General features: G+C 71.6%; 15 protein-coding genes. 10 read left to right on the forward strand and 5 right to left on the reverse strand.

Annotation, left to right across the window (positions count from 1 at the left end; genetic code table 11):
- Positions 1 to 27: 27 nt before the first annotated feature.
- Positions 28 to 723 (reverse strand): HAD family hydrolase, encoded by a 696-nt coding sequence (locus tag V1227_RS15415; protein WP_329793246.1) that lies wholly within the window; start codon positions 721 to 723, stop codon positions 28 to 30.
- Positions 724 to 758: 35 nt separating this feature from the next.
- Here V1227_RS15415 and V1227_RS15420 point away from each other — a divergent pair, with 35 nt between their 5' ends.
- The 4 genes from V1227_RS15420 to V1227_RS15435 all read left to right on the forward strand — a co-directional run bounded on the left by V1227_RS15420 (position 759) and on the right by V1227_RS15435 (position 6,696).
- Positions 759 to 2,144: an SDR family NAD(P)-dependent oxidoreductase gene (locus V1227_RS15420; RefSeq protein WP_329793247.1), complete on the forward strand. Its 1,386-nt coding sequence runs from the start codon at positions 759 to 761 to the stop codon at positions 2,142 to 2,144.
- Between the two features lie 117 nt (positions 2,145 to 2,261).
- Positions 2,262 to 2,924 (forward strand): non-homologous end joining protein Ku, encoded by a 663-nt coding sequence (gene ku / locus V1227_RS15425; RefSeq protein ID WP_329793248.1) that lies wholly within the window; start codon positions 2,262 to 2,264, stop codon positions 2,922 to 2,924.
- Between the two features lie 161 nt (positions 2,925 to 3,085).
- Positions 3,086 to 5,956 (forward strand): bifunctional RecB family nuclease/DEAD/DEAH box helicase, encoded by a 2,871-nt coding sequence (locus V1227_RS15430; RefSeq protein ID WP_329793249.1) that lies wholly within the window; start codon positions 3,086 to 3,088, stop codon positions 5,954 to 5,956.
- Positions 5,957 to 6,090: 134 nt separating this feature from the next.
- Positions 6,091 to 6,696 (forward strand): LPXTG cell wall anchor domain-containing protein, encoded by a 606-nt coding sequence (locus V1227_RS15435; protein WP_329793250.1) that lies wholly within the window; start codon positions 6,091 to 6,093, stop codon positions 6,694 to 6,696.
- Between the two features lie 59 nt (positions 6,697 to 6,755).
- On the opposite strand, the gene V1227_RS15440 is transcribed toward V1227_RS15435, so the two are convergent.
- A complete protein-coding gene (locus tag V1227_RS15440; protein WP_329793252.1) occupies positions 6,756 to 7,505 on the reverse strand; it encodes a PIG-L family deacetylase in 750 nt (249 codons plus the stop codon).
- 159 nt (positions 7,506 to 7,664) lie between these two features.
- Positions 7,665 to 9,407: a S8 family peptidase gene (locus V1227_RS15445; RefSeq protein ID WP_329793253.1), complete on the reverse strand. Its 1,743-nt coding sequence runs from the start codon at positions 9,405 to 9,407 to the stop codon at positions 7,665 to 7,667.
- Between the two features lie 235 nt (positions 9,408 to 9,642).
- Here V1227_RS15445 and V1227_RS15450 point away from each other — a divergent pair, with 235 nt between their 5' ends.
- Together V1227_RS15450 and V1227_RS15455 are read left to right on the forward strand one after the other, a co-directional pair.
- On the forward strand, positions 9,643 to 10,569 hold the full coding sequence (locus tag V1227_RS15450; protein WP_329793254.1) for a LuxR C-terminal-related transcriptional regulator: 927 nt from the start codon (positions 9,643 to 9,645) through the stop codon (positions 10,567 to 10,569).
- Positions 10,570 to 10,652: 83 nt separating this feature from the next.
- The gene (locus V1227_RS15455) at positions 10,653 to 11,228 is read left to right on the forward strand and encodes a hypothetical protein (RefSeq protein ID WP_329793255.1); all 576 of its coding nucleotides are present in this window, start codon (positions 10,653 to 10,655) and stop codon (positions 11,226 to 11,228) included.
- Between the two features lie 56 nt (positions 11,229 to 11,284).
- Here the strand turns inward: V1227_RS15455 and V1227_RS15460 are convergent, their stop codons facing one another.
- The gene (locus V1227_RS15460; protein ID WP_329793256.1) at positions 11,285 to 13,159 is read right to left on the reverse strand and encodes a S41 family peptidase; all 1,875 of its coding nucleotides are present in this window, start codon (positions 13,157 to 13,159) and stop codon (positions 11,285 to 11,287) included.
- A 120-nt stretch (positions 13,160 to 13,279) separates the two neighbouring features.
- Between V1227_RS15460 and V1227_RS15465 the strand changes: the two genes are divergently transcribed.
- Both V1227_RS15465 and V1227_RS15470 read left to right on the forward strand, forming a co-directional pair.
- Positions 13,280 to 15,622: a hypothetical protein gene (locus V1227_RS15465; protein WP_329793257.1), complete on the forward strand. Its 2,343-nt coding sequence runs from the start codon at positions 13,280 to 13,282 to the stop codon at positions 15,620 to 15,622.
- Between the two features lie 65 nt (positions 15,623 to 15,687).
- Positions 15,688 to 16,305, forward strand: a complete 618-nt coding sequence (locus tag V1227_RS15470) for a superoxide dismutase family protein (RefSeq protein ID WP_329793258.1) — start codon at positions 15,688 to 15,690, stop codon at positions 16,303 to 16,305.
- 73 nt (positions 16,306 to 16,378) lie between these two features.
- Here V1227_RS15470 and V1227_RS15475 read toward each other — a convergent pair whose 3' ends face one another.
- The gene (locus V1227_RS15475; RefSeq protein ID WP_329793259.1) at positions 16,379 to 17,464 is read right to left on the reverse strand and encodes a helix-turn-helix domain-containing protein; all 1,086 of its coding nucleotides are present in this window, start codon (positions 17,462 to 17,464) and stop codon (positions 16,379 to 16,381) included.
- Between the two features lie 144 nt (positions 17,465 to 17,608).
- Between V1227_RS15475 and V1227_RS15480 the strand changes: the two genes are divergently transcribed.
- Entirely contained in the window at positions 17,609 to 20,218 is a 2,610-nt protein-coding gene (locus V1227_RS15480; protein ID WP_329793260.1) for a type 2 lanthipeptide synthetase LanM family protein, read from the forward strand.
- Entirely contained in the window at positions 20,215 to 20,403 is a 189-nt protein-coding gene (locus tag V1227_RS15485) for a hypothetical protein (protein WP_329793261.1), read from the forward strand. The genes V1227_RS15480 and V1227_RS15485 overlap by 4 nt, the downstream gene beginning before the upstream one ends.
- Positions 20,404 to 20,432: the final 29 nt, after the last annotated feature.

Here is a 20,432-nt window from a genome sequence, read left to right on the forward strand (position 1 = left end):
CGGAGGCCAGAGCCGTTCAGACCCGTCTCACCTCGCCCACACGCTCCTGATCAGCTCTTCCAGGTCGCTCAGGTCGTCGATCACGATCTGGGCCCCCGCCCGGTGGAGGTCCTGCCGCGAGTTGCGCCCCGTGGCCACCGCGACCAGGCGCACACCCGCCTTCGTGGCCGCGTGCACGTCGTGCGGGGTGTCGCCGATGACGACGACCTGGTCGGAGGTGAAGGGCCGGATGCGCTGTGCGCGTTCGCGGGCGAAGGTCACCAGTTCGGCGCGGTCCGCGTGCTCGTCGCCGAACGCGCTCACGTCCCAGTCGACGAGGTGCGCGAGGCCGAACTCCTCGAGCTTGATGAGCGCCACGCTCCTGAGGTTGGCGGTCAGCACGCCCTGGTGCACGCGCGGGTCGTCCGCGAAGTGCTCGAGGGCCCGGAGCGCACCCGGCAGGACCTCGCCGTGGCCGGGGAGATCGGCGCGGCGCGTCTCGAAGGAGTGCGCCAGCGCGTCGGACAGCAGGCGCGCGGCCTCCTCGGTGTCCTCGATGCCGTGCTGCCGCAGCACCTCGCCGATGACGTCGACCTCGGTGCGTCCGCCGAGGTCCACGGGACCGGTGAGCTCCCGGCCGAACGCCGCGCGGAACGCCTGGCTGTACATCAGCCCGCCGAACCCGCGCGCCGAGATCAGCGTGTTGTCGACGTCCCACAGCACCAGCAGCTCGGGCCCGGTCACCGGACCACCCCCCACTCCCCGTAAAATGCCTGATCATGACCTCGATCGACCCCGCAGAGCTGGAAGTCTGCCTGCGCGTGCTTGCCCAGGTCGAGGACCTGCCGGCCGAACACGACGACGCCGTGCGCGTCCGCCGGGCCACCGCGAAGATCTTCAAGGCCGCGAAGAAGTTCCGGAAGTCCGAGCGCAAGGCCGCCATCGTGGCCAACGACCGCGCTGTGACCGCGCTCACGGCCACCGGGTCGCCGGACCGCATCGACGACGAGACGCAGGGCCTCCCCCTGGTGTCGAACGCCGCCGGCGCCACCGCCGGGACGCTGCTGCGCGCCCGGTCCTGCTACACGTGCCGTTCGAGGTTCGTCGAGGTCGACGCCTTCTACCACAACCTCTGCCCCGCCTGCGCCGCGTTCAACCACAGCAAGCGCGACGCCCGCACCGACCTGACCGGCCGCAACGCGCTGCTGACCGGCGGCAGGGCGAAGATCGGCATGTACATCGCGCTGCGGCTGCTGCGCGACGGCGCGCACACCACGATCACCACCCGCTTCCCCAAGGACGCGGCCCGCCGGTTCGCCTCGATGCCCGACGCGGCCGACTGGATCGACCGCCTCAAGATCGTGGGCATCGACCTGCGCGACCCGGCCCAGGTGCTGGCGCTGGCGGACGAGGTCGCCTCGAACGGCCCGCTGGACGTCCTCATCAACAACGCCGCCCAGACCGTGCGCCGCTCCCCCGGCGCGTACGCACCGCTGGCCCACGCCGAGCACGAGGCGCTGACCGGGGACGCCCGCCGTCCGGAGCTGATCTCGTTCGGCGGCCACGGCCAGCTCGCGCTGCCGGGCACCGCGGTTCCCGAGGCCCACTCGGTGACGACGCTGGCGTTGATGGCGGGGTCCAAGGACATCGACGCGGGCGGCCTGGTGCCGGACACGGCGGCGACGAACTCGTGGATCCAGAACGTCGACGAGGTCGACCCGGTGGAGCTGCTGGAGGTGCAGCTCTGCAACTCGACGGCGCCGTTCCTGCTGATCTCGCGGCTGCGCGCCTCGATGGCGAAGTCGTCGCACCGCCGCAAGTACGTGGTGAACGTGTCGGCGATGGAGGGCCAGTTCTCCCGCGCCTACAAGGGTTCCGGGCACCCGCACACCAACATGGCCAAGGCCGCGCTCAACATGTTGACGCGCACCAGCGCCGAGGAGATGCTGCAGTCCGACGGGATCCTGATGACGGCCGTCGACACCGGCTGGATCACCGACGAACGGCCGCACCCGATGAAGGTGCGGCTGGCCGAGGAGGGCTTCCACGCCCCGCTGGACCTGGTCGACGGCGCGGCGCGGGTGTACGACCCGATCGTGCGCGGCGAGGCCGGCGAGGACCTGTACGGCTGCTTCCTGAAGGACTACGCGCCCTCCCCGTGGTGACCGGCGGGCGACTTCCGTCGGGAAACACGCGTCCGAGGTACCGGTCGGACGCACCCGAACGAGCCCTTTCGTCACGTCGAAGGCCTGTTTGAACACCTGTTCGAGTACTCCTTTGTCATGAGAACTGTGTGGCGGGGAGCACTCCGGTTCGGGATGACGACCATGACGGTGCGGCTGGTGTCGGCGGCGACCGAGCACCGCAGCAAGGTGCACCTGGTGCACCGCGAGGACAGCGGCCGCGTGCGGCACCAGCAGGTGTGCGGGGAATGCTCGCTGAGGCTCACGCCGGACGACATCGGGCGGGGCTACGAGCTCGACGACGGGCGCATCGTGCAGATCGACCCGGCGGACCTGCCGGCGCCCGAGGACGGTGTGATCGACGTGCAGCAGTTCGCACCGCAGGTCGACCTCGACCCGGTGGCGTTGCACCGCAGCTACTACCTGGAGCCCGACGACCTGGCCGTGCGGTCCTACGTGCTGCTGCGCGAGACGCTGGAGCGCACCAAGGCCGCGGCCATCGTGAAGTTCGCACTGCGGGGCAAGGAAACACTGGCCGCGATCCGGCCGCAGCACGGCGTCCTCGTCCTGCACACGCTGCTGTGGCCGGACGAGGTGCGGGAGCCGCACTTCGCGTTCCTGCACCGCGACACCGAGGTGCGGACCGGCGAACTGGCCGCCGCGGCGGCGCTGGTCCGCGCGCAGACCCGTCCGTTCAAGCCGCACGACTACCCGAACACGCACCACGAGGCGCTGCTGCACCTCGTGGAGGCGAACGTCTAGGCCACCGCTCCAGGTGGGACCGGGCGCGCTCCCCGCGTATCGGGGATGAACGCGGGGCGCGCGCCCGCGCCGCCGGCGTGGCAACCCCGGAAGCACTCCGGGGTTGCCACGCCGGGGTGAGGTCCCACCGCTGCCGGTGCGGCTAACTAGCATCACTGCCCATGCTCGCCAGTCCGTCCGATCTCGTCGACCTGCTCGAGTGCGAGCACCGCAGCCACCTGGCTCGTGACGAACGGCGCGGCGACCCCGCCGAGCTGCACCGGCTCGCCGCCCGGACGGCGCGGGACATGCGGTCCGGCGCGGACGTGGTCGAGAACGCGGTCTTCTTCGACGGTGTCTTCCACTGCTCGGCGCAGACACTCGTGCGCACGGCCAACGGCTACGAGCCGTGCGACGAAGTCCCCGAAGCCACGCCGCTGGCCGTGTTGTCGCTGGTCGCGGCCGCGCAGGCGGTGGGGGCCGAGCGGGCGCACCTGGTCGTGGACGGGCGGCGGACGTCGTTCCGGGTCGCCGACTTCACCCCCCTGCTCGGGCGGCTGCGGACGCGGCTCGCGAAACCCGGTCCCGCGCCCGCCCGGTCGTGGGGTGAGGTGCGGGCGGCGTGCACCGGGTGCCGGTTCGCCCGTCACTGCGCTTCCGGTCGCGAGGAGGCGCGTGACCTCTCGCTCGTGGCCGGGTTGCGCGCCGACCAGCGGCGGAAGCTGGTTTCAGCCGGCATTGACACCATCGACGCGCTTGCGGAGACCGAGGAACGGCCGGCCGCGTTGTCGCCCGCCAGCTTCACGGCGCTGGCCGCCCAGGCGCGGCTGCAGGTGCGGCAGGAACGCACCGGCGAGACCACCTACGAGGTCGTGGCGCCCGAGGCGCTGGCGCACCTGCCGGAGCCCGCCGAGGACGACGTGTTCCTGGAGGTCGACGGCGACACGTTCCGCACGCCGGGCTGGGAGGGGACGTTCGCGGAGTTCGTCGAGCGCACGCCGTCCGGGACGGTCTACCACTTCATGCCGCACGACCTGGCCGGCCGGGCCGCGCGGTCGGCGACGCTGGAGTCCGAAGTGGACGAGCTGGTGCGGCGGTGCGTCGACCTGGGTGCGTTGACGCGGCGGGTGTTGCGGGTGTCCACGAGGGAGTACACGCTGCCCGCGTTGAGGCCGTTGCTGGACGACGAGGTCCCGACGCGCGGCCTGCGGGATCTGCTGCACCGCATCAAGGCGGAGCGCGAGATCGAGACCGCCGCCCCGCCGGAACGCGACGAGGCGGCGCTGGAGAAGGCGGCCGAGCGGGCGCGCCGGATGGCGGCGCTGACCGAACCGTTGGCGGCGGAAGGGCACGACCTCTTCGCGGCGACGGTCGGCTACCACCGGCGCGAGGCGAGTCCGGCGTGGGGCGACTTCTTCCGGCAGGCCACCGCGCCGATCTCCGACCTGGAGACGGACTCGAACTGCGCGGTGCCGATCACGCTGCGGGCCGAGGACTGGGTGCCGCCGAGCGGGCGGGTCCGGACGCACAAGCGGCAGGTGCACGCGCGGATCGACCCGGAGCGCCCGCACCCGTTCGGCTCCGGCGAGCAGGTCCGGCTGCTCTACCCCGGCAACGTGACGCGCAACGCCGTGGTGGCCGACGACAACCCGTACGAGCTGGTGCTGACCGAGAGCAACGCCGTCGTGCACGGCGAGATGCCGATCGCGGTGCTGCCGGGCAGCCCGGTGCCGGCGTCGCCGAAGGACGAGGCCGTCGCGGAACTGGCCGAGCAGGCGGTCGGCCTGTTGCCGCTGCTCCCCCGCAACCCCGGCATCGACCTGCTGCTGCGCACGCCGCCCGCGCAACCGCTGCCGCAGCACGACGACGTGGTGCAGGCCGTGATCAAGGCCGTTGACCAGCTCGACGGCGGGACGCTGGCCGTGCAGGGACCGCCCGGCGCCGGCAAGACGTACCTCGCGACGAAGCTGGTGCGGCACCTGATCGACCAGGGCAGGACCGTCGCGGTCACCTCGACGTCGCACAAGGCCGTCGAGAACGTGCTGTCGAGCGTCGACCCGGACATCCCGATGGCCAAGCGCCCCAAGGAGAAGAAGCCAGAGGAGGGTCTGCCGTGGGACCAGCCGAAGACCACCGGCGCGCTGGCCCAGTGGCGTGAGGAGCACCCGCAGGGCCATCTCGTCGGCGGCACCGCCTGGACGTTCTCGAACGCCGTGATCAAGGCGAACCCGTTCGACGTGATGATCATCGACGAGGCGGGCCAGTTCGCGCTGGCCGACGCGGTGGCCGTGGCGACGGCAGCGCGCAACCTCGTGCTGCTGGGCGATCCGCAGCAGCTGCCGCAGGTCGTGCAGGGCGTGCACCCGCCCGGCTCGGACGCCTCGGCGCTCGGCCACCTGCTCGGCGACTCGGACGTCATCCCCCCGCACCTGGGCTACTTCCTCGCCGAGACGCGGCGGATGCACCCGGCGGTGTGCCGTCCCGTGTCCGAACTGTCCTACGCCGGACTGCTCCATTCGCACGAGACCGCCGCCCTCCGGTCGATCTCCGGCATCGAACCCGGGATCTACCTGCGCGAGGTCGACCACCGGCACAACATCACGTCGTCGGTCGAGGAGGCCGACGCCGTGGTCGACACGGTCCGCGCGATCGTCGGTCGGGAATGGACGGACAACGGCAAAACGCGCGAACTGACCGATGCGGACATCCTGGTCGTGGCGCCGTACAACCTGCAGGTGCGGGTGATCCGCCGCCGGCTGGCCGAGGCGGGGTTCGAGGGCACGCGGGTGGGCACCGTGGACCGGTTCCAGGGGCAGGAGGCGCCGGCCGTCATCATGTCGATGACGTCGTCGTCCACCGTGGACCTGCCTCGTGGCCTGGACTTCCTCCTGTCGCGCAACCGGTTGAACGTGGCGTTGTCGCGCGCTCAGGTGCTGGCCGTGATGATCTGCTCGCCCCGGCTGCTGGACGCCGACGTCCGCGGAGTGGAGCAGATGCGGCTGGTAGCGGGCACGATCGGGCTAACAGAAAACATGAGAATCTTTCCGTGGTGACACCGTAGCGTTGTCAGACGGTGACCTTTCGACTGCTCTGGGTTGTTAACGTGACGCGGTTCACCCGATCGGGTGGTTCAGACATGAATGTTCGCTCGATCCGCCACGCATCAATGCAGAGCAGGAGAGATTCGTTGGCACGGAGAGTTCTCGGCGCGGTCGCGGTGACCGCCACCGCCGCGCTGGCCACGATCGTGATGGCCACCCCCGCAAGCGCGCACAACCCCAACTGGTCTGCGCGCTGCGACGAGGACGCCAAGGTCACCAAGGTGTCGATCGACCTCACCCAGTACGCGAGCAAGGGCAAGAACACCGTCACGCTCACGGACAACGGCAAGGAACTCCTCAAGACGACCGAGTTCCCGGAGTCGTTCCACTGGAAGAAGAACGACCTCGACGCCAGCGTCAAGCACGAGTTCAAGATCGTCGTGACGGCCTGGGACGGCTTCAACAAGACCGACACCAAGACGGTCGAGCCGTGCGCGAAGAAGACGCCGCCCACCACGACGACCAAGCCCACGACGACGACCACGACGCCGGCCACCACGGCTCCGGAGGTGCCCTCGACCTCCGCCGAGGCCACGCCGTCGACCACCCCGGCCGCTCCCGGCGGCAGCGCTCCGGAACCGCCGCTCGCGGCGACCGGTGCGTCCCCGACGTGGCTGCTGCTCTCGGGTCTGGGCCTCGTCGGTGCCGGCGCCGGCACCCTGCTGTTCCTGCGCCGCCGCCGCAGCGCGTGAAGTAGCTGAGCCAGAAGCGGCGGTGGCCACCTTCCGGCCACCGCCGCTTCCTGCTCTCCCTAGAGGTCCAACGCCGTGGCCGGGCCGTGGCCCTCGCGGATGAACCACTCCGTGCCGAACGCGTGGGCGAACGTCGGTTCGTCCAGCGCCAGGAAGAACGAGTCCTCGGTGATCTGCGAGGCGTGCGCGCGCATGGCCTTGCGCTTGAACTCCAGGTACTCGGTGACGTCGACGCCCACGTTGATCTCCGACTCCGGGACGGCGCCTTCCTCCAGGGGCGGCGGCTCCGCGATGCCGGAGCGGCGGAAGGCCTCGCGGAACTCCGACTCCCGCACCGTCGCCTGGTAGACGTTCGGGGTGCCGGCGATCTCGGCCGCGCGCATGCCGACGCGGTGGACCTGGATGTGGTCGGGGTGGCCGTAGCCGCCGAAGCTGTCGTACGTGGTGAGGACCTTCGCGTCCTCCTCCTCGAGGATCTTCGCGAGTTTCCGGGCTGCCTCCTCCACGTCCGCGGTCCAGAAGGAGCCGGGTTCGGCGTTGAGGGCGTCACCCATCATGCCGGAGTCGCGGTAGCCCAGGAACTCCACTCGCGCCACGCCGAGGATGTCCGCCGCCGCACGGGTTTCCTGGACACGGCGTTGCCACAGTTCCTCGTTCTCCCCGAGGAAGTCGGGGATCTCGCCCGCCTCGCCCCTGGTGGCCACCACCAGCACCACGCGGTGCCCCTCTTCGAAGGCCTTGCGCATGACGCCGCCGGTCACGATGCACTCGTCGTCGGGATGGGCGTGGAACGTCACCAGGGTTGCCATGGTTGCGACGTTACCCGGTGGCGGGGTTCGCCCCGGGGTGGCTGTGGCAGCGAGCCCTGCCCCACCTGCGCCTGCCGCCCGCTCCCCGGACGGACATGTGAAAGGGCGGCGCTCCCCCGTGCAGGACAGGAGGCGCCGCCCCTCGGCGAACTCGTGGAGCTATCGCAGGGTCAGGTTCCAGGCGTTGATGTACCCGGTGTCACCGGAGTACAGGTCCTGGACCCGCAGCTTCCACGTGCCCGCCGCGACCTCGGACGAGGCGTTGACCGTGTAGGTCGCCACCACGTTGTCGGCGCTGTCCGAAGAGGACGAGTTCTTCAGCCGGTAGGCGGTGCCGTCCGGCGCGACCAGGTCGATCACCAGGTCGCCGCGGTAGGTGTGGACGATGTCCACGCCGACCTTGGTGGTGCTGCCGGCATTGCCCGTCACCGCGGAGGTGATGGACGAGGTGACCGCGGTGCCGCGGTCCGGGATGGCGACGTCCGTGGTGTTCTCCAGGGCGCCGCTGGGCGGGGGCGTGGTGTCCAGGGCGTTCACGGTCTTGGTGGCGTCGGCGAGGCCGGCGCCGCAACCGCCCGAGCAGGTGCCGGGCAGGGCGCGGGAGTTCGTCTTGATGAGGTCCTTGACCTGGGCCGGGGTCAGGGATGGCTTCTTCGCCACGAGCAGCGCCGCGAGGCCCGCGATGTGCGGGGCCGCCATCGAGGTGCCCTGGTACGGCTTGTAGTTCTCGGCGCCGGGGACGGTGGTGCCCGCGTTCAGCGTCGACCAGATGCCGTTCTCCGGCGTGGTGATGGTGCCGGGGGTGTCGGTGCCGCGGCGGGTCTCGCCGCCGGGGGCCGCGATGTCGATGCGGGTGCCGTAGTTCGAGTAGAACGCCTTGTTGCCCTCGCGCGAGGAGGCCGCGACGGTGATGACGCCGTTGCAGTTCGCCGGGGTGAAGTTCGAGACGTTCATGTTCGAGTTGCCGGCCGCGACGACGACCGTGCTGCCGCGGTTGATGGCCCCGTTGATCGCGTTCTGGTAGGTCGTCGAGCAGGACGACTGGCCGCCCAGCGACATGTTGATGACCTTGGCGGGCGTGGCGTTGGCGGGGACGCCGCTCACCGTGCCGCCCGACGCCCAGGTGATCGCGTCGGCGATGTCCGAGGTGGCGCCGCCGCACTTCGCGAGGACGCGCAGGGGCTGGATCCTGGCGTCGTAGGCGATGCCGGCGATGCCCTTGGTGTTGTTCGTGGACGCGGCGATCGTGCCGGCCACGTGGGTGCCGTGCCAGGACGAGCTCTGGTCGGCGGCGGGCACCGGGTTGCCGTTCGCGTCGGTGCCGCACTCGCCGCGGGCGACCCAGTCGCCCTCGTCGGCCGGGTTGGCGTCGCGGCCGTTGTTGTCACGGGCGCGCGCCGCGTCCGAGACGAAGTCGTAGCCCGCGACGACCTTGCTCGCCAGGTCGCTGTGCGCGACGTAGCCGGTGTCGATGACCGCGACGGTCACGCCCGCGCCGGTCGTGCTGGACCACGCGCCGGGGACGTTCATGCCGGCGGTCGCCTCGAAGAGGTCCCACTGCCGGGAGTACTCGGTGTCGTTCGGGTCGGCGAACGGCTGCATCAGCAGGTCCGGCTCGACGTAGGCGACATCGGGGTCGTTCTTGAACGCCTGGATGACCGAGTCGGCGTTCGAGGTCTTCGATCCCAGGTCCACGACGACCGCGCCACTCGCCATGCGGCGGTGCACGGACTTGCCCTTGCTGCGGGCGTCGTCCGAGGCAGCGGAGTCGGACGAGGCCTCGGCGGTGCCCGGCCGGTAGCCGACGATCAACCGCTCGAAAGGCCGGTTGACCTGCGTCGAGTCCGGCTGGGACTGGATCTGGGACGGTGCCGCGCTGACAGGGGCGACAACGCTGAGCACAGCGGCGGAAACTGCCGCGGCGCACACACTCGTGCGTCGCAATCCGTTCACGTGAGGTCCTTCCACGCATTACCTTCCGCGTGCCGTTGAGGGCGTCAGGGTTCTGAACCGGCTGCGGAGGTGGGGAGGACCGTAAGTCGCGTCACACCTGCGAAAACAGGTCCAGCGGAGTCCGAATAACGACACTGGCGTGTTCACGACAGGGGTGTTGCGCCGAATGGCGCACAATATGGCCGTGTTCGGACATCTGGGCGTCTCGCCGGAGCTGTCGGCGGTCTACGAACTCCTGGTCACAGGGGGTAGCCGCACGACGGAGGAGATCGGCGTCGCCGCCGGGGTGCTGCAGGAGATGCGCGAGCTCGGCCTGGTCCGGCACCTGCCGGGGGACGTGTGGCAGGCCGTCGCGCCGGACCTCGCGGTGGAGGCGCTGATCGCCGCCCGCGAGGAAGCCCACCGCCGGGCACGCGCGGACGTCGGCCCGCTGATGGAGCTCTACCTGCGCAACCGCGACGAGGAACTGGCGGACAACGCGTTCGTCGAGGTGATCTCCGGCGTGGCCCCGGTCCGCGACCTGTGGCACACGCTGCTGCGCGGCGCCCGCGAGGAGGTCTGCGTCCTCGACCAGCCGCCGTACGTGACGCCGCTCGGCCAGCACGTCGCCCTGGAGGACGAGACGCGCGAACGGGACGTGCGGTGGCGGGTCGTCTACGACAGGTCCGCAGTGGACATCCCCGGCCGTGTCGTGGAGATCATCGAACTGGTCGCCGCCGGCGAACGGGCCCGCGTCACGCCGACGCTGCCGTTCAAGCTCGCGGTGATCGACGCGCACGCCGCCGTGCTCCCCGTCGTGAACGGCGACGTGGTCGACAAGGTGCTGCTGATCCGCCCGTCGGCACTGCTCGACGTGCTGCGCTCGACGTTCGAGCTGTACTGGGACAAGGGAATCCCGTTCAGCCCCGGCGGGATCTACGCGGCGGCGGCCGACGTCGACCCGAACCTGCTCGGGCTGCTCGCGGCCGGGCTGACCGACGAGTCGATCGCGCGGCAGCTGGGGCTGGCGCCGCGCACGGTGCAGCGGCGGGTGCGGCAGCTGATGGACCGGTGCGGGGCGCAGACGCGGTTCCAGGCCGGGGTGCAGGCGATGCGGCGCGGCTGGCTGTAGAAAGCGGATCTCGCGTGCAACCTCCGGTGATCTCGCGGCGTCTTCACCCACAGCAAGCGAACACTCACCAGGGGGATTCAACGATGCGCATGCGCAAGGTGATGGCGGCTGCCCTGACGGGCCTCGCCCTGATCGGTCTCGCGGGCACGGCCTCGGCCTCGCCGTCGGCGGACGTGGTGTGGCCGCCGAAGGACGTCACGCCGGTCCACAAGACCAAGGCGGAGCTCGAGAAGCAGGCCGCCGGGTTCACCGCCCGCCAGCAGAAGACCTTCCCGAGGATCTTCGCCGGTGCCCGGAACGTCTCGCCCGGCAACTGGGGTGGCGAGGCCGAGGGGCTGTTCGACGACATGCAGTACATGACCAACTGGACGACGTTCGACGTCCACGGTCAGGGCAGCACGGTGTTCATGCAGGTCAACGCTCCGGGCTTCTTCAAGGACTCGCCGGAGCAGCTCTGCGAGCGCGACAAGTGCACCGGTGAGGCCGGTGACCACCGCGGTGGCGTGACGGTCTTCACCAAGGACGAGGTGCACGGCATCACGGTCGCGTGGAACTTCCGCCGCAACGGTGAGGTCGTCTGGGCGCAGAGCTGGACGCCGGGCACCGAGGCGCAGCTGGCCGCGGTGGCGTCGGACCGCGCGTACACCTTCACGCGCTAGGGAGAAGTGGAGAGCGGGCGCTTCCGGTCATGGAGTCACCGGAAGTGCCCGCTCCATCAGCCGGCGACCTTGCGCGCGGCCACCAGCTGCCCGTCCGCGAAGCCCTCGACGCGCACCTCCTCGCCGGTCGCGGTCAACGTCGCGGTGTGCGCGCCGTCGGTCACGTCCAGCGAGGTGGCGGGGCGGCCGTCGACGTAGACGTCCACCCGGTCGAGGTTCACGGTGTCCAGTGAGACGGTCGTTCCCGCGACCGCCACCCCCAGCCTGCGCACGGGCTGTTCCGCCAGCAGCTCCCCCGCGCGGGCGAGCAGGTCCACGTTGCCCTCCAGTAGGTCCGCGCGCGTCACCTTGTGCTGGTGCGTCGGGCGCACGCCGAGGTCCTCCACGGGTGTGCCTGCGAGCTTGCCGACGCGCAGGGTGCGGCGGATCGAGACGCGCATGTTCGCCTTGTTGGGCAACGGCTTGTACGGCGACTCGGCGTCGGCCGGTGCGGGGATCTTCAGCAGTGTCGCCAGGAGTCCGTGCGTCCACACGTTCGCGCCGCCGGCACCGGTGTTGTCGTCCACACCGAGGATCGGGCCCAGGTCGTGGTCGGCCCAGCCCGCGGCGAAGATGTCGGTCGCGGAGTAGCAGCGCGCGTCGGTGATCAGCACGACCGGACCGTGGTAGGTCTGGCCCACGGCGTTCGCGCCCTCGACCGGCGTGATGGTGTGCGAGCAGGAGAACGCCTGGCCCGTCTCGGTCGACGAGTCGAGCGAGGGGAACCACGGGCCCAGGTTGATCCGGCCCGTCGGGTCGTCCGCGTGGCGGCGGCAGATGCGCAGGTTCAGCGGGGTGCTGAGGAACTGCACGGGTTCCGGTTCGATGCGCCGGGGCGTCATCGTCTGCAACAAGAACTCCGCGGCGAAGATGTGGCCGCCGCCGTTGTCGCGCACGTCGACGATGAGTCCGTTCTGCGGCAACAAAGCCGCGAGCCGCACGAACTCCGCGAGGAACGCGTCGGGGTCGTCGACGCTGAACGTGAAGATCCGCAGGTGTCCGAACGTGCCGGACGGCGTCGTGACCGGGCGGGCCCGGAACACGCCGGGCATCGTCGTCGCGACGTCCTGCGAGCCCATCGCGACGGCACCGCCGGCGGCCTCGGCCTGCACGACTTTGGGCGCGTGCAACAACTTCTTGGCACGTGCCTTCTCGTCGGAGTCCAGGTCCACGCCCTGCGCGGCCGCGGCGGGTGAGAGCGCGTCGACGTCGGTCATCGGCGGCAGGTTCTCCGTCACCTGCCAGTCGACGCGGACGTCCTCGGGACCGGTCGCGCCGCGGTAGGTGACGACCACCCAGTCCTCGTCGGGCGGGAGCTGGATCACCAGGGGGCGCAGCGTGAGCGACTCCAGGCCGCGGGCGAGGTTCGCGGCGGCGTTGCTGCCCGCGAAGACCGCGCCGTTCACCGCGACCGCGCGGGCGATCGGCGTGCCGTTCCAGTGCGTCACCTCGGTGCCGGCCTCGAGGCCGGTGAAGCCCGCGACCGTGCGGGCGACGAGGTACTGCTCGGTGCCGTCGGGTGCGAAGCAGCGCTCCAGCTGGAACGGCAGGAAGGCGATCTTGCCCGCGAACGGCGCGGGCAGGAGGTAGTTGGTGTGCAGGTCGCGCACCGAGTGGAAGGTGCTCGACAGCTCGCGGTGGAACTGCCACTCGGGCTCGGCCGTGGCGTCGGTCTGCCGTTCGAGCCTGGCTCTGAGGACCCTGAGTCTTTGCACGGGGTTCACCGCGTGCATGGCGACTTTCAGCGGCAGGTGCGCGTAGTTCTGTTCCAGCATGATCAGCGCCTGGTCGACGATGAGCTTGCGCTGCGCCAGGGTGAGCGTGCCCGCGGTGGCCAGGAACTCGGCGAGTCCTACGGAGTGTGCGACGTTCGGGTGAGCGGTTGCGGTCATGGTGGGGCCTCCTTGCCAAGTAGAGGCTTGCGGAGGCGTCCGGATACACCTTTTTCACCCGTTCGGCCGCTGACCGGAGCAGTTCCCGCGACGACAACCGGAGTAAAGGGGAGGCACGCGATGAGCCCACGCGTCCTGGAACTGCGCATCCACGGGGTCAACAACACGCCACCGGACGCGATGCTGGCCCTCCCCGACCACGCCGTCGAGCAGTTCCGCGGCGACCGGTTCGGCAGCTTCTGGCGGCCGAAGGCGGACAAGATCGCCGAACTGCCCGCCGACCACGCCGGGCGGGTGCCGCGGACCGTGCGGCGCGAGGCGTACTCGTGGGGCGGCATGGCGCGCAGCAGCCCCGGTGTGCCCGGCAGCGGGGTGCCGTCGGTGCTCGCGAACGTGCTGGGGCGCATCGGGTGGGCGTTGCTGCTGCCGTTCGGGCTCGCGAACGTCGCCTACTGGTCCCGCAGGCTCCCCGACGACTCGGTGCCGACCACGAAGCGGATGGTGTGGTGGAACGCCGGGCGCGGTGCGGCCAGCACACGGCTCTTCGGCCTGGGGCTGACGATCTTGCTGGTGCTCGCGGTGTGCGAGGTCGCGATCGACGTCTACGCGGTCCAGTGCTCGCTGCCCGGCACCACGTGCAGGCGCCTGCCGGAGTTCCTGGACGTGCTCGGCGATCCCGCGCGGCACGTCCGGGTGCTCGCCGCGTCCGCCGTTCCGGTGTTGCTGCTGCTCGGGTTGCTGGCGCTGACCTCGTTGTCGCGCAGCAGGTACGAGATGACGACGATGCGCCGCGCGCCGGTGCGGCGGCCGGGCGTGGTGCTCAGCCGGGCGTCGATGTGGGAGGGCAGCCCGCGGATCCGCCGGCTCACCCGGCTGCACATCGCCGCCGGGTGCTGCGTCGTGGTGCTGGTGACGAGCACGCAGGTGTGGCAGAACGCGGTCTTCCTGGTGCTGAGCGTGGTCGCGGGTGGTGTGCTCGCGGTCGTGGTGGGCCGGGTCGTGGTGACGGCGACCGACTGCCCGGACGTGCCGTCGACCGAGAAGGGCGGCCTGTGGTCGTGGCTGCTGATGATCTCGGCGGTCGTCGTGCTGGTGGCGCACGGGTTCGCGCTGCACGCGGTCGAGCCGGTCTTCGACGGGCCGCTGTGGCTGACGTCGTGGGGGCCGCCGGTGGTCGCGGTGGCGCTGCTCGGGTCGGTGCTGGCGGCGTGGTCGTGGCGGCGCGACGACGCCAAGGGCCCGCTGGTCCTGCTCGTGCTGTTCGTGGCGTTCATGGCCGCCACGTACTGGTTCCCGCTCGCGTGGGCCGGCGCGGCGGTGGCCGGCGGGGCACTGGCGTGGCGGGCGAGGCCGCGGCGTGGTGACGAGTGGCAGGCCTGGCACGGTGCCGGGCCCGGTGTGCTGCTGGGCTTGTCGCTGACGGCGTCGGTGATGCTGTCGGCGGTGCTGGTGCTGACGTTCCGCGGCTGGGTCGGCACAGGACTGCGCGTGCCGTCGTTCTACTCGTGGTTCAGCGCGGCGTTCGCGGCGGCGCTGGTGCCGCTGGTGGTGCTGCTCCTGGTGCAGGCCCTCGTCCTGCTGTCCCGGCTGGCGAAGCCGTCCGTGCTCGACGACGAGGCCGAGGTGCTCGTCGTGCGGGTGCGGCACGTCGTCGCGGTGACGCACCGGGCCGAGAACGTGGTCGGCGTGCTGTCGACGCTGGGCGTGCTCGCGGTGCTGCTGACGTGCTACCTGACGTTCGCCTCGCCGGGCTGGGCCGGGTCGTCCGGCGTCGCGTGGGTGGTGGGCAGGGGCGACTGGGTGACGGGCCTCGCCGGGATCGCGGTGATCGGGTCGTTCGTCGGCGCCGGCATGCTCACCAACCGCAGGCCGCTCGGGCTGCTGTGGGACCTGATGTGCTTCCTGCCGCGCACGGCGCACCCCTTCGCGCCGCCCTGCTACGCCGAACGCGCGGTGCCGGAGATCGCCGACCGGGCCCGCGAGTTCCTGGACGCCTCGCCGCGGCACCGCGTGGTGCTGTCCGCGCACAGCCTGGGCGCGGTGCTGGCCGTCGCGGCGCTGTACGCGCTGCCGGACGGGTACCTGCGGCGCGTGCAGCTGCTGACGTACGGCGTGCAGCTGCGGCCGTACTTCGGCCGGATCTTCCCCGAACTGCTCGGCCCGGCCGTCCTCGGCACACCGGAGGTGCGCGCGGGCGCGATGTTCTCGTGCGACCCGTGGTGCCGCGATCCCGGTGCGGCACAGGACCGCGGGCTCTACTCGTTGCTGGGCACCAACTGGATCAACCTGTGGCGGCGCACCGACTACCTCGGGTTCCCCGTGCACGGCTGGCAGCCCAACGACCTCGACCGCCGCGCCGGCGAGACGGACGGCTCACCGGACAAGGTGGAGACGCACAGCGACTACCACCTCTGCTCCGCCTATCGGGACGCGTTCGCGGACCTCGTGTCCCGGCCGATCTGAACCAGTCACCCGATCGTGGACGTGGAGGGGATGGGAACCTGGACGCCGTTGACCCAAGGAGAAACATGCGCGCGACTGTGGCGACCCTCGTGGGTGCCGTACTGCTCACCGGAGGGCTGGCGGCCTGCTCGGCCCCGTCCGAGGCCCCCTCCACCGCCCCGTCGTCGGAGGCACCGGCGTCGTCCGGGGCTCCGGCCGTGAAGCCGGTGGCGGAGACCGACGTGGTGGCGCCGGTGGCGTCCGGGGACCAGCCGAAGGGCATCACCTACGACGTGGCGCGGATCCCGGTGGGCGCGCGGCTCTCCACCGGTTCCTCCGTCTCGAACGGACGGACGACGGTCGAGCTGGAGGTGTCCGGCCTGCTGCCGAACACGAAGTACGGCTCGCACGTGCACACCAAGCCGTGCGGCGCCAAGCCCGCCGACTCGGGCCCGCACTACCAGCACGAGAAGGACCCGGTGTCGCCGAGCGTCGACCCGGCGTTCGCCAACGCGCGCAACGAGATCTGGCTGGACTTCACCACCGACGCGCAGGGCGCCGCCACGGGCACGGCGACGGTGGAGTGGGAGTTCCGCAAGGGCGAGGCGAACTCGGTCGTGGTGCACGCCGCGCACACCAGCACCGAGCACGGGAAGGCGGGCACGGCGGGTGACCGGCTCGCGTGCCTGACGGCCGCGTTCTGAGCCTGCCGGTGGCGGACGCGTGCCGCGGGCTCGAGGCGGCACCTCACCGGTCGAGGTGCCACCACCCCGCGGACTACAGCGGCCAGCTCAGAGCCACCCCTCCGCCGAGGTGCGGCCCGGCCACCGGTTCCAGCACCGCGGCCCGCACCAGGTTGAGCACCTCGTACCGGGGTCCCGCGCGGCGCACCAGTCCGCGCACGCTCAGCTCCCTCACGAGTCGCGCCGGCCCGGGGTCCTCGTCCCCCTCGGCCATCCGCACCAGCAGCGCGCGGCCTTCCTCGTCCAAAGTGGACAAAGAGCGGCGCAGCGAGTCGCGCAGGTGGGCCGAGGTCGGGTCGAGCGGGTTGCCGCGCAGCCGTTCCAGCAGGTGCTGCGGCGAGTAGACCATGAACCAGCCCGCGGCGAACTCCAGCGCCGACGGCAGTCCGTCCAGCGCGTGGACCAGGCCGACCAGGGCGGCCTGGTTCGCGGGTTCGGCCCGGAAGGCGGGGCGCACCCGGTGCACGTGCCGCAGCAGCAGCCGCACCGCCGCGTCGTCGGCCAGCGGCCCCAGCGGGAAGACGTGTTCCCCGGGCACGCCGGTGGGGGCCAGCGCCGTGACGACGACCCGCAGGCGCGGGTGGGCGTCCAGCAGGCCCTGGTCCGGGCGGCGGTCGGTGACGAGGACGGTGTCCTGGTCGTCGTCGATCGGCGGGGTCGCCGACGACGGCTGCCACACCACGGACCAGCCCTGGCGGAAGTGCAGGTCTCCCGCGACCTCCAGGGCGAGTCTCGTCTTGCCGGCGCCGCTGACGCCGGTGATGGTGACCAGGCGCGACTCGCCCGGCAGGCAGGACGCGTCGGTCAGCAGCGCCGTCAGGGCCGCCGCCTCCGCCTCACGTCCGACGAGGACGCCGGCGGGTCCCGCGGGTGCCGGCGGCGCCACCGCCGCCCGGCCGGCACCGCGTCCTCCCGCCTGCTGCAGGTCCGCCCGGCTGCGGTCGTCGAGGCGCAGGCCGTCCGCGAGCAGCCGCACGGTCTCCGCGCGCGGCGAGCGCGTCCGGCCGCACTCCAGGTCGCGGATCGCCCGCACGCTCACCATCGCGAAGTCGGCCAGTTGCTGCTGCGTGAGGCCGGCACGGATGCGGTGCGTGCGCAGTAGTTCCCCGAACTCCTTCATGCCCTTTCCCTCCCTCGGACACCGAGTCTCGGACGAACCGGGCGGGGGGACATGGGTGGCTCTCCCCCATATTCGCGTCCGGGGTGCAAATGTGGGGGGTTGGTCCCCATGTGCCGCCGCGCCCGCGCGTGCGAGGTTGCCCTCGTGACCTCAGCGGCCGAGACCAGCACCAGCGAGAGCTGGACAGCGGCCTTCGCCCACGCGTTGCGCCCGCTGATAGACGCCTCCCGCACGGAGGTGGCGCCGCCGTTCGACGCGGCGTTCGCCGAGCAGCTCGGACGGCGGCTCGTGGCCATCGCGACGCGCACGCTCGTGCTGGAGCTGCACACCGTCCGCGACACCCTGACCGCCGCGACGAGCGCCGAGCGGTTCACCGAGTTCACCCGCACGCTCGACCTCTCCCGCCTCTTCAGCCGCTACCCGGTCCTGGCGCGGCTGCTCGCACAGGCCTGCGAGCAGGCCGTTTCCGCTCACCACGAGCTGTCGGCGCGGTACACGCGCGACCGCGGGGAGATCGTCCGCACCCTCTTCGACGGCCACGACCCCGGTGCGCTCGTGTCGATCGAGACCGGTCGGGGCGACGCCCACCAGCAGGGGCGGACCGTGGCGGTCCTGACCTTCGACCGCGGGCGCAAGCTCGTCTACCGGCCGCGCCCGATCGGCCTGCACGTGCGGTTCACCGACCAGCTGGACTGGCTTTCCAAGCGAACTGGAATCACCTTCCGGGCACCGCGCCTGCTCGCCCGCGACGGCTACGGCTGGATCGAGCACGTAGAGCACGAACCGTGCGCGGACATCGCCGGGGTCGCCGAGTTCTACCGCAGGCTCGGCGCCCTGCTGGCGCTGCTCTACGCGGTCGACGGCACGGACATGCACTACGAGAACCTGATCGCGTGCGGCGACCAGCCGGTGCTCGTGGACGTGGAGACGCTGTTCCACCCGACGCTGAGCCCGGCCACCGACCCCGCGGTCCTCGCGCTCGTGCGGTCGGTGCACCGCACGGCCCTGCTCCCCCACGTGCTGCTGGGCGACAACGGGGTCGCGGACGTGTCCGGCGTCGGTGGTGACCACGGCGTGCTGTCGCCGCTGGACGTCGTCGACTGGGCCGACGCCGGCACCGACCGGATGCGGCTCGTCCGGCGGCCCCGTGCCTCCACCGGCGCGAGGAACAGGCCGCTGCTCGGTGGTGTGCCGGCCGAGCCCGCCGACTACCAGGACTCGCTGCTCGCCGGGTTCCGCTCGGGCTACGACGCGATAGTCGACCACCGCGACGAGCTGCTGCGCCTCCTCAGGGCGTGCGCCGACGAAGAGGTGCGGTTCGTGGCGCGCGCGACGCGCCAGTACGCGCGGTTGCTGGACGAGTCGACGCACCCGTCCGTGCTGGCCGACGCCCTGGACCGCGACCTGGCGTTCGCCGTGCTGGTGGCCGACGACCCGCTGCTCGACCGGCTCGTGCCGTTCGAGGTCTCGGACCTGTGGCGCGGTGACGTGCCGCTCTTCACCTGCAGGCCGGGCTCGACCGACCTGTGGACCGCGTCCGGGCTCCGGCTGCCGGGGATGCTGCCGGAGCCCGGGCTGCACGCGGTGACGCGCAAGGTCCTCGCGATGAACGAGGTGGACCGGCACGACCAGCAGTGGGTGATCAGGGCGCTGCTGGCGTCGCGGTCGCGTCCGGTGTCGCACCACAGCGGCGCCCCGGTGCCCGGCCACGTCGCCCTGGTCGACCCGGACCCGGCGCGGTTGCTGGTGGCGGCGTGCGGGATCGCGGACCAGATCCTCGCCCACGCGGTCACGGGCGAGGACCGCGTCAACTGGCTCGGACTCGAACTGGTCGACGACCGGCACTGGACGGTGCAGCCGCTCGGGGCCGGGTTGTCGAACGGGTACACGGGTGTGGCGCTGTTCCTGGCGGAGCTGGGCGCGCTGACGGGTGCCGCGCGGTACGTCGACTTCGCCAGGGACGCGGTGCGGCCGTTGCCCGCTCTGCTGGAGGTCTTCGCCGCCGAGCCGGAACTGGTGTCGGCCGCGGGCGGCGGGGTGCACGGGCTCGGCGGCATCTGCTACGGCCTGGCCCGCCTCACACCCCTGCTCGGCCTCGACCCCGCACTGCTGGCGCGCGCGGTGTCGCTGATGCCCCGCGAGGACAAGTCTCCGACCGTCGTGGACGGTGTAGCGGGCTCGCTGGCCGCGATGCTCGCCGTGGGCACGCCCGAGGCGCTGGAACTCGCGGACCACTACGCGTCGCTCCTGCGTGGCGCTATTTGCCGGACGAATGGCTTCGCCCGGGGCCATGCGGGAATCGGATGGGCGCTTCGGCGTTACGCTGCGGCGGTCGGCGACGAGAATGCGTATGTGGCCGCACAGACGTTCCTGGAGAGCGACGCCCTCGACCCGACCGACACCGGCTGGTGCACGGGTCTGGCGGGGGTCTCGCTCGCCCGCGACGACGAGCGCCTGGCCGGTCTGCTGGCGTCGAGGGAACCGTTGCGGGACATGAGTCTCTGCCACGGCGAACTCGGCGTCGTCGAGGCACTGGCCGCACACCACCCCAGCGCCGCGACCCGTCGCACGGCGCTGCTGCTGGGAGCACTGGACGAGCACGGCGCCCGGTGCGCCACCCCGGGCGGTGTCCCGTCGCCCGGACTGCTCACGGGCCTGGCCGGCATCGGCCACGGCCTGCTGCGCCGAGGTTTTCCGGTGCCGTCAGCCCTGCTGTTGCAAGCACCACCCGATGAAGAGGAGTCCACCCGATGAACGAGTCCCTGCACCGCACGGCCGACCAGCCCGAGGCGGCCGAACACGCGATCGGGGAGATGGAGCTCGCGCCGAAGACCTCCGCGGGGGCACGGGCGCGCGCGATGATGGGACTGACCCTCGCGATGGGTGCGTTCACGGCGCTCACCCCGGCGCTCTCGGACACGACCGTGAGCGTCGTGTAGGAGCCCTATTCCCCCCGAATACGCCTGGG

It is taken from the genome of Lentzea sp. DG1S-22, assembly GCF_036321065.1.
Lineage (GTDB): Bacteria > Actinomycetota > Actinomycetes > Mycobacteriales > Pseudonocardiaceae > Lentzea > Lentzea jiangxiensis.